Origin of the sequence: Actinomycetospora straminea, assembly GCF_028737255.1 — a bacterium.
Taxonomy (GTDB): Bacteria; Actinomycetota; Actinomycetes; order Mycobacteriales; family Pseudonocardiaceae; genus Actinomycetospora; species Actinomycetospora straminea.
The window spans coordinates 185,819-195,253 of sequence record NZ_JAQZAN010000007.1 but is presented as its reverse complement, the minus strand read 5'-3'; the positions used below and the strand labels follow the sequence as shown (position 1 = coordinate 195,253).

General features: G+C 75.3%; 8 protein-coding genes. 3 read left to right on the top strand and 5 right to left on the bottom strand.

Going from position 1 to position 9,435, the window contains the following annotated elements; all coding sequences use genetic code 11:
• Positions 1–2: 2 nt before the first annotated feature.
• Positions 3–971: a PDR/VanB family oxidoreductase gene (locus PH190_RS12540; RefSeq protein WP_274231847.1), complete on the top strand. Its 969-nt coding sequence runs from the start codon at positions 3–5 to the stop codon at positions 969–971.
• 17 nt (positions 972–988) lie between these two features.
• Here the strand turns inward: PH190_RS12540 and PH190_RS12535 are convergent, their stop codons facing one another.
• The 4 genes from PH190_RS12535 to PH190_RS12520 form a co-directional block, all read right to left on the bottom strand.
• A complete protein-coding gene (locus tag PH190_RS12535; RefSeq protein ID WP_274231846.1) occupies positions 989–2,584 on the bottom strand; it encodes a hypothetical protein in 1,596 nt (531 codons plus the stop codon).
• Between the two features lie 211 nt (positions 2,585–2,795).
• A complete protein-coding gene (locus PH190_RS12530) occupies positions 2,796–4,004 on the bottom strand; it encodes an FAD-dependent monooxygenase (protein ID WP_274231845.1) in 1,209 nt (402 codons plus the stop codon).
• Between the two features lie 5 nt (positions 4,005–4,009).
• Entirely contained in the window at positions 4,010–4,672 is a 663-nt protein-coding gene (locus PH190_RS12525) for a potassium channel family protein (RefSeq protein WP_274231844.1), read from the bottom strand.
• Positions 4,665–6,014 carry a TrkH family potassium uptake protein gene (locus PH190_RS12520; RefSeq protein ID WP_274231843.1) on the bottom strand — a complete coding sequence of 450 codons (1,350 nt, stop codon included), beginning with the start codon at positions 6,012–6,014 and terminating at the stop codon, positions 4,665–4,667. Before PH190_RS12520 ends, PH190_RS12525 begins: the two co-directional genes overlap by 8 nt.
• A gap of 62 nt (positions 6,015–6,076) precedes the next feature.
• Here PH190_RS12520 and PH190_RS12515 point away from each other — a divergent pair, with 62 nt between their 5' ends.
• Together PH190_RS12515 and PH190_RS12510 are read left to right on the top strand one after the other, a co-directional pair.
• Positions 6,077–6,577 carry a MarR family winged helix-turn-helix transcriptional regulator gene (locus PH190_RS12515; protein WP_274231842.1) on the top strand — a complete coding sequence of 167 codons (501 nt, stop codon included), beginning with the start codon at positions 6,077–6,079 and terminating at the stop codon, positions 6,575–6,577.
• Positions 6,574–7,977: a chloride channel protein gene (locus PH190_RS12510; RefSeq protein WP_274231841.1), complete on the top strand. Its 1,404-nt coding sequence runs from the start codon at positions 6,574–6,576 to the stop codon at positions 7,975–7,977. Before PH190_RS12515 ends, PH190_RS12510 begins: the two co-directional genes overlap by 4 nt.
• Positions 7,978–8,172: 195 nt before the next feature.
• On the opposite strand, the gene PH190_RS12505 is transcribed toward PH190_RS12510, so the two are convergent.
• A complete protein-coding gene (locus PH190_RS12505) occupies positions 8,173–9,399 on the bottom strand; it encodes a pyridoxal-phosphate-dependent aminotransferase family protein (protein ID WP_274231840.1) in 1,227 nt (408 codons plus the stop codon).
• Positions 9,400–9,435: the final 36 nt, after the last annotated feature.

Sequence of the window (9,435 nt, the reverse complement as noted above, 5' to 3'; positions counted from 1 at the left end):
TCATGACCACGACGACCGAGCACGAACTGCGGCTCGTGCTGGACAAGAAGGAGACCCTGGCCGACGGCGTCGTCGCGCTGACGCTGCGCAGCGCTGACGGCACCGAGCTGCCGGCCTGGGAGCCGGGCGCGCACCTCGACCTCGTCCTCACCGACGAGCTCGTCCGCCAGTACTCGCTGTGCGGCGACCCGGCGGAGCGCTCGGTCCTGCAGGTCGCCGTGCTGCGCGAGCAGGACGGGCGCGGCGGGTCCGCGCACGTGCACGACACCCTGCGCGAGGGCGACGTCGTGACCGCGCGCGGGCCCCGCAACCACTTCGCCCTCGCCCCGGCGCAGCGCTACGTGTTCGTCGCCGGCGGTATCGGGATCACCCCGCTGCTGCCGATGATCGAGCAGGTCGCGGCCGCGGGTGCCGACTGGCGCCTCGTCTACGGCGGGCGCACCCGCGGGTCGATGGCGTTCCTCGACCGCCTCGAGGAGCGCCACCCCGACCGCGTCGCGATCCGGCCGATGGACGAGGTCGGGCTGCTCGACCTGCCCGAGGCCCTGGGCGAGCCCGGGGAGACCGCCGAGCAGGTCGCGGTCTACTGCTGCGGGCCGGAGCCGCTGCTCGCGGCGGTCGAGGAGGAGTGCGCGCGCTGGCCGGCGGGGGCACTGCACGTCGAGCGCTTCGCCCCGAAGGAGGGCGCCGACGACGGCCCGCGCGCGGCGTTCGAGGTCGAGCTCGCCGCGTCCGGGAGCGTGCTCACGGTGCCGCCCGACCGCACGGTGCTCGAGGTCGTCGAGGAGTCCGGGGTGCCGGTGCTGTCCTCCTGCCAGGAGGGCACCTGCGGGACCTGCGAGACGACCGTCCTCGACGGCGTCCCCGACCACCGCGACTCGCTGCTCACCGCCGAGGAGCGCGCCGCGAACGACACGATGATGATCTGCGTGTCGCGGTCCTGCTCCGGACGGCTGGTGCTCGACCTCTGACGGGTCAGGTGGCGGGGTCAGCGCGCGGCGTCGTCGTCGGTCGCGGACCTCTCGTCGCGGGCGTCGGACCCGGCGGTGTCGGCGTGCGCGGACCCCGCCCTGTCGGCGCCCGCGGACCCCGCCCTCTCGGGCTCCGCCCGGTGGGCGTCCGCCCCGTCGGGCCCCTCGGCGTCGCGGGCGTCCCCGGTATCCCGGGCGTCCCCGGTGTCCGACGCACCGGTCGACCTGCGGTCGAAGGTGAGCATGGTCGGCCCGGCGTCGGGGACCGACCGGCCCGGTCGCTCCGGCGCCGCACCGGCGTCGGCGGAGTCGCCGTCGCCGTCGCCGTCGCCGTCGCCGTCGTCGCCGCCGTCGCCGTTGCCGTTGCCGCGGGTCTCCGATCCGCGCCCTCGTCCGGGGTCGGTGTCGGTGTCCGCGCCGCCGGTGTCGGACCCGTCGGTGCCCGCGCCGCCGGTGGCGGACCCGTCCGTGTCCCGCGCCGGAGTGGTCCGCGCGGTGGATCGGCCGGACGTGCCGGACGAGCCGGACGAGCCGGACGGCTCGGGGTCCGTCACCGGCTGGGCCGTGGGCTCGGCCCCGCGCGCAGCCACCGGCCGCGCGGTGGATCGGCCGGACGAGCCGGTCGGCTCGGGGTCCGTCACCGGGTGGGCCGTGGGCTCGGGGTCCGTCACCGGCTGGGCCCCGAGCGCGGCCACCGGTGCGGTCCCGGGCGCCGCCGAGACGGCGTCGCCACCGCCGCTCGGGGTCGTGGTCGGCGCCGGGCCGGACGGCTCCGCGACCGACGGCCCGCCGACCGCGGTGATGGCCGGCGCCACGCCCGGCGCCACGTCCGTGCCGGCGAGCGGGACCACCGGAGCGGGCGCGGCGAACACCGTGAGCACGTCCGGGGCGAGGTCCGAGACCAGGTCCGTGAGCGATGCCGCGAGAGCGACGCCCGGCACACCGCCGGGTGCGAAGGCGAGCGCCGCGAGGTCCGACGGCAACGGGCCGACGCCGACACCCGGGGCGTCTCCGCCGAGCGCGAGGCGCAGGACCGCCGCCTCGAGCGGATCGCCGAAGGGACCGCGCCCGGCATCGAGTGCTCGCAACATCGCCTGCGCGGCCCGCAGCTGTGGCCAGGCCTCCGCCAGCACGGGGTCCGGGTCGGGCGCCGAGCGCAGGGCGGCCACGGCGGCGCGCAGGGTGTCGCGGTGGCGCACCAGCTCGGCCCGGCGGTCGAGGAGGGCCACCACGGCGGCGGGCGGTGGCCCGGCGCGGCGCGCGAGCGGCGAGGCGTCCCACAGCCGGGTGACGTCGTCGACCCGGCGTAGCTCGACGTCGAGCGCGGCGAGGACGGGCGTGGCCTCGCGGGTCCAGGCCGAGGCGCGGGCGAGCTCCGCGTCGGTGTCCGCCGACCCGGGAGGGTTCTCCGGTCCGGTCGATCGCGACTGCACCACGAGCCCGCCGGCCAGTGCCGCCGCTGCGAGGGCGCCGACAGCCACGGCGCGGCCCGGCCCCGAGCGCTTCCGTCCGGGGTCACGGCCACCGGAGCGTCGCCGCGCGGCCCGGTCGATGCTGTCCGGCAGGTAGCCGCGCCAGCCCGGCATCTCGTGTCGACCCCGGTGACCTGTCATGCCCTCGACGGACCTCCCCCTGATCGCGCGGCGGGGCAACCCTCCCCTCGCCCGCCGTCGCGGGGAAGCCTTCACGACCAATCCCGTGACTATTTTCGACAGATCACGGAACGATGACGACAATTGTCGGAGCGGGTCCGGGGCGTTCGGCTGTGGACACGCGCGGTCGCTGCGGTGGTCCGGGCGCCGACCGAAGCCGCCGCCCGCACGGTCACCGGTCGCCGAGCGCCGGGTAGCGACGGACCTCGACCGACTCGTGCAGCCCGAGGTCCCCCCCGAGCGCGACCAGTCGGCGGCCGACGGCCCGGGGCAGGCGGGCGACGAGAGCGGTGCCCGTGGTGAGGGCCCAGACGCCCACCCGCGAGCCCGGGACGAGCCGGCGGGCCATCGTGGTGGCGAAGGCCCGGCTCTGGTGGACGTAGTCGGCCATCGCGGCCTCGTAGGCCGGGTAGGCGACCGCCGTGTCCCCGTCGGCCTCGGCGAGCTCGCCGGCAAGGGTGTGGGCACCGACCACGGCGAGGCTGGTGCTGCCCCCGACGGCGGGTCCGGGGCAGTAGCCGGCGTCCCCGACCAGCGCGACACGACCGCGTGACCAGGTGTCCAGCACGAGCTGGGTGATCGCGTCGAAGTAGAACGCCGGGCTCCGGTCGACCTCGTCGAGCAGACCGGGCACCGGGTCGGCGAGATCGCCGAAGGCCTCCCGCAGCAGCTGCTTCTGCCGCTCGACGTCGTGGTGGTCGACGGCGAGCTCGGCGGGCGGGCGGAACAGGAAGAACGCGCGGGCGTCGGTGGTGTGGCGCGCGCCGTAGACCCCCACCATGCGGTCGGCCCCCAGCACCGTCGTCATGACCCCCGGCTCCCGCCGACCGACGGGGATCGTCGCGACGGCGATGTAGCCGCCGAGCCAGCGCGAGTACCCGTCCTCCGGGCCGAACACGAGCCGGCGCACCCCGGAGTGCAGGCCGTCGGCGCCGATCACCGCGTCGAACCGGCGCGCGGGCGACCGTGCGAAGGTGACGACGCCGTCGTCGGCGATCGCGGTGATCCGGTCGTCGAACACGTACTCCACGTCGTGCCGGGTGGCGTCGTGGAGGATCTCGCCGAGGTCGTCGCGCATGATCTCGACGTGGCGGTCCGAGAGCGCCCCCATGAGGCGGGTCAGGTCGATCGTGACCTCGCGGGACGAGCCCTCGCGCCGGACGATCATCCGCTCGGTGCCCGTGGCGCGGTCGCGGACCGCGTCCCGCAGGCCCATGCGCTCGATGACCCCCATGGCGGGGGTGAAGAGGTCGACGGCGTGGCCCCCGGCCCGGCGCAGCTGCGGCGACCGCTCCACGACGGTGACCGCGTGGCCCGCCCGGCGCAGCCAGTAGGCCGTCACCGGTCCCGCCACGCTCGCCCCCGAGATCACGACGTCCACGGCCGTCAGTCCCCGTCGACGAGGCGCTCGATGTCGTCGTTGTGGCCCACGGCGAGGACGATGTCGTCGCGGGACACGACGGTCTCGTTGGTGGCGTAGGTGAACGACCGGCCGTCCTTCTTCACCGCGACGACGGTGACGCCGTGCTCGCTGCGGATCGTCGACTCGGCGAGCGGCACGTCGACGATCTCGCGCGGCGGGCGGAGCTTCGCCAGGGCGAAGTCGGCGTCGATCTTGAGGTAGTCGAGGACGTTGCCGGAGACCAGGTGGGCCACCCGCTGGCCCATGTCCTGCTCGGGAAAGACCACGTGGTGGGCGCCGACGCGCTCGAGGATCCGGCCGTGGTGGGCGCTGGTGGCCTTGGCCCAGATGTCGGCGACCTCGAGGTCCACCAGCATCGAGGTCACGAGGATGCTGTCCTCGAGGTGGTCGCCGATCGCGACGACGGCCCGGTGGAAGTCGCCGACCCCGAGCTGCCGGAGGGCCTCCACATCGGTGCAGTCGGCGGTGACGGCGTGCGTGAGCTGCGAGGACAGGTCCTGCACCCGGCGGTCGACGTTGTCGATGGCGAGCACCTCGGTGCCCTGGCGCTCGAGCTCGAGGGCGAGCGCCGACCCGAACCGACCCAGCCCGATGACCACCACCGGCTCGTGCCTGATCTCAGCCAATGATCGTCCTCTCCTCGGGGCGCTGGTAGTGCCGAGGACGCTCGCGCAGGGCCAGCGCCGAGGCCAGCGCCAGCGGGCCGAGCCGGCCCACGAACATCAGCACGATGAGCACCACCTGCCCGGCGGCCGGCAGCTCCGTGGTGATGCCCGTCGAGAGCCCGACCGTACCCAGGGCGGAGAGCACCTCGAAGAGCACGCGGTCGAAGTCCTCGTCGCTGACCCCGAGCAGGACGAACGTCGACACCATCGCCAGCCCGACCCCGAGCAGCGCCACCGCCAGTGCCTGGCGCTGGTTGGCGACGGGGATGCGGCGGCGCCCGACGTCCACGTCGCGCTCCCCGCTCACCTCGGCCCACAGCACCGCGGCGAGGAGCCCGAAGGTCGTGACCTTGATGCCGCCGGCGGTGCTCGCGCTGCCCCCGCCGATGAACATGAGGACGTCGGTCGCCAGCCAGCTCTCCGGGGTCATCGCGCCGATGTCGACGACGTTGAACCCGGCGCTGCGCGGCATCACCGCCGAGAAGAAGCCGGTCAGCACCTTCCCGGCGACGCTCATCGGTCCCAGCGTCGCCGGGTTGCCGTACTCCAGGACGACCAGCAGCACGGTGCCCCCGACCAGCAGCACCGCCGAGGTGACGACGGTCAGCCGGACCGTCACCGACCACGTCCGCGGCCGCCACGACCGGAGCAGCTCGAAGATGACGGGGAAGCCGAGGCCCCCGACGACGACCGCGAGCGCGACCGGCAGCAGCATCCACGGATCTCCCGCGAACCCCGTCATGCTCCCGGGCCACAGGGCGAAGCCGGCGTTGTTGAACGCCGAGACGGCGTGGAAGACGCCCTCCCAGGCCGCGGTCGCGGGGTGCACGTCGTAGGCGGTGGCGAGCCGCAGCCCGAGGGCCAGCGCCGTCACCGCCTCCCCCACGAGGCTGAAGAGCACGACGTTGCGCAGCACCCGGCCCACGTCGCGCAGGTCGAGGCTGCCGGACTGGGCCTGGGCCACCAGGCGCGCCCGCAGGCCGAGGCGGCGCGACACGAGCACCACCAGCAGCGAGGCGACGGTCATGATTCCCAGCCCGCCGACCTGCATGAGCGCGAGGATCACGACCTGCCCCACTGGGGACCACGTCGTGCCCGTGTCGACGACGACCAGGCCGGTGACGCACACCGCCGACGTCGCCGTGAACGCGCTCTCCAGCAGGCTCGCGCCCTCGCCGTCGGCCGACGACGCGGGCAGCAGCAACAGCCCCGTGCCGGCGGCGACGCCGGCGGCGAAGGCCGCGACGATGATCTGGCTCGGGTTGCCCGCGCGCGGGCGGTGGCCCCGCGTGCGTCGACCCATGGGTGATCTGTCTACCGCAGGCCCCGGTGGCGGGCAGCGTTGCCCAGGGCAATGATTAGCTCATGCAAGGATATGCGGAGCCGGACGACGAGCTCGTCGACGCGGTGATGACCGCGAGCCGGGCCCTGCTGGGTGTCGTGGTGCGCTCGCTGGCCGAGGTGGACGAGGACGTGACGCTGCCGCAGTACCGGGCGCTGGTGGTGCTGGGCCAGCGCGGGTCGATGCGGCCCGCGGAGGTCGCGACGGCGCTGGCGGTGACGCCGCCGACGTCCACGCGGATGTGCGCACGGCTCGAGGCCAAGGGGCTCGTGGTGCGCGAGCGACCGGCCGGCGACCGCCGTGCCGTCGCGGTCTCGCTCTCCCCCGCGGGCCGCGAGCTCATCGACGACGTCAGCCGGCGCCGCCGCGCCGAGCTGCGCACGCTGCTCGCCGCCGTCCCCGACGCCCGCCGCGCGGCGGTCGTGGAGGGGCTGCGTGCCGTCGCCGAGGCCTCGGGCGAGGTGGGAGAGCTCGAGTGGGTGGTCACCGCCCACTCGCGCACAGCCACCGGGGCCGATCGGTGAGGCGTCGGGGCCGGTGGCGGGACGGGCCGCTGCGCACCGGGCGGGCCCTGCACCGCTGGCTGGTCGACACCCGGCCGGGCCTGGTGGGGCTGGCCCTGATCATCGGACTGGGCGCGGGCCTGGGCGCGGTCGCGTTCCGCGGGCTCATCGTCGGGATCACGTGGCTCGTCACCGGGCGGGAGGACTTCTCCGACGCCGGGCGGGTGGCGAGCACCCACCTCGAGGCGCTCGGCCCGTGGTTCCTCCTCCTGGTGCCGGTGCTCGGCGGGCTGGTCTACGGGCCGCTGGTCCACCGCTTCGCGCCGGAGGCCCGGGGGCACGGGGTGCCCGAGGTGATGGTGGCCGTGGCCCGCCACGGCGGGCGCATCCCGGCGCGGGTCGCCGGGGTCAAGGCGCTGGCGTCGGCCGTCTGCATCGGCACCGGGGGCTCGGTGGGTCGCGAGGGCCCGATCGTGCAGATCGGGTCGGCGCTCGGCTCCTCGATCGGGCGGGCGCTGCGGGTGCCCGCGGCGCGGCTCGTGCTCATGGTGGCGTGCGGCGCGGCGGGCGGGATCTCGGCGACGTTCAACGCCCCGATGGCCGGCGTCGTGTTCGGGCTGGAGATCATCCTGCGGGCGTTCGCCGCCGAGGCGTTCGGGGTGCTCGTGATCTCCTCGGTCACCGCGAACGTCGTCGCCCGGCTGCTGGTCGGCGACGACACGATCCTCCGCCTCCCCCACTGGACGCTCGGCTCGACCGCGGAGCTCCCGCTCTACGGGGTGCTCGGCCTGCTCGCCGGGCTGCTCGGCTGGGCGTTCGCCCGCGTCCTCTACGGCGTCGAGGACCTGTGCGACGCGGTGTGGCGGGGTCCCGAGTGGCTGCGTCCCGCCGTCGGCGGCGTCGTGCTCGGCGGGGTGCTGCTGGCCCTGCCCCAGCTCTACGGCGTCGGCTACCCGGTCCTCGAGGACGGGCTGGTCGGGCAGTACGCGACCGGCTTCCTGCTGCTGCTCGTGGTGGGGAAGGTGCTGGCCACGAGCCTGACGATCGGCATCGGCGGGTCCGGCGGCGTGTTCGCGCCGTCGCTGTTCATCGGCGGCCTGGCCGGCACGGCGTTCGGCTCCCTCGCGGCCGCGCTGTTCCCCGGACTGCACCTCGCGCCCGGGGCGTTCGGGCTGGTCGGGATGGCCGCGGTGTTCGCCGGCGCCGCCCACGCCCCGATCACGGCCGTGCTCATCGTCTTCGAGCTGACCGGCGACTACGCGGTGATCCTGCCCCTGATGGTCGCGGTGGCGCTGGCCACCGGCCTGAGCCACCTGATCTCGCCGCGCACGATCTACACGCTCAAGCTCCTGCGTCGCGGCGTCGACATCGACGCCGACGACGGCGCTCCCCGCGACCCCCGCCCGTCCCGTGCCCGGTAGGCGGACGGGCGGCTGAGCGAAGCGCCCGAGCGGGCTCGCGGAGGTGAACCCGCCCGGACTACGTGCTCGGTGGAGCCCGGGCTCCCCGTGACGCCCCACCACGATCGCGCGGGCGGCGACGTCGAGCCAGGTCGTCGAACGAGACGCTTCGCCTGGGGGGCATGTGCTGCGGGTTCTGTCCGTCACCCCCGGGAGTCAGCGCACCGCGGTCAGCCGCGTCCCCGCCCGCGGCCACGGCGCGGCGGTGGCCTCCTCGTCGGCGAGCGCCTGCCGGTAGTACGCCTGGGCGGCCGCGACGCCCGCGCCCGGCTCGACGTCGACGCCCACGTCGAGCAGCGCCATCTCCGCCGCCGCGAGCGCGGTCAGGCACGAGACCTCATTGACGTCGCCGAGGTGCCCGATGCGGAACACCCGGCCGGCGACCTTCCCGAGGCCGCCGCCGAAGGACGTGCGGTAGCGGTGGTACGCCGTCCGGCACACCGCGGCCCCGTCGATCCCGGCGGGCAGCCGCACGGCGGTCACGGTGTCGGAGTACCAGCGCGGTGACAGGGCGCCCAGCTCCAGGCCCCAGGCCTTGACGCCCTGCCGGACACCCTCGCCCAGCCGGTGGTGGCGCGCGGCGACGTCGTCCATCCCCTCGTCGAGCAGGCGGTCGAGCGAGGCCCGCAGGCCGTGCAGGAGCGGCAGGGGCGGGGTGTAGGGGAAGTAGCCGACCTCGTTCGCGGCGATCATGTCGCGGAAGGCGAAGTAGCAGCGCTCGGTGGACGAGGCCTCGGCGGCGGCCAGGGCCTTCTCGCTGACCCCGAGGATGGCCAGGCCCGCGGGGAGCATGAACCCCTTCTGGCTGCCGGCGACCGCGACGTCGACGCCCCAGTCGTCCTGCCGGAAGTCCAGCGAGGCGATCGACGAGACGCCGTCGACGAGGAGCAGCGCGTCGGAGCCCGCGGCGTCCATCGCCCGGCGCACGGCGGCGACGTCGCTGGTCACGCCGGTGGCGGTCTCGTTGTGGGTGACGAAGACGGCCCTGATCGAGGGGTCGGCGCGCAGCGCCCGCTCGTAGGCCTCGACCGGGACGCCCTCGCCCCACTCGACGTCGTGGCAGACGACGTCGAGACCGAGCCGGTGGGCCATGTCCACCCACAGGTGGGAGAAGTGGCCGTGCCGGGCCATGAGCACCCGGTCGCCCCGGTCGAGGCAGTTGCTGATCGCGGCCTCCCACGCCCCGGTCCCGGAGCCGGGGTAGAGCAGGACGCGACCCTCCCGCAGCCGGAACACGCGCTTGGTGTCGGCGAGGAGATCGAGGACGAAGTCCGGGAAGTCCGGCGCCCGGTGGTCCTCCATCGCGACGTTCATCGCGCGCCGGACCACCTCCGGCACGGTGGTCGGACCGGGGACGAACAGGTGGGTCGTTCCGATCTTCACGGCCGCTCCTCCCGACGGACGCCTCGAGCCCCCTCG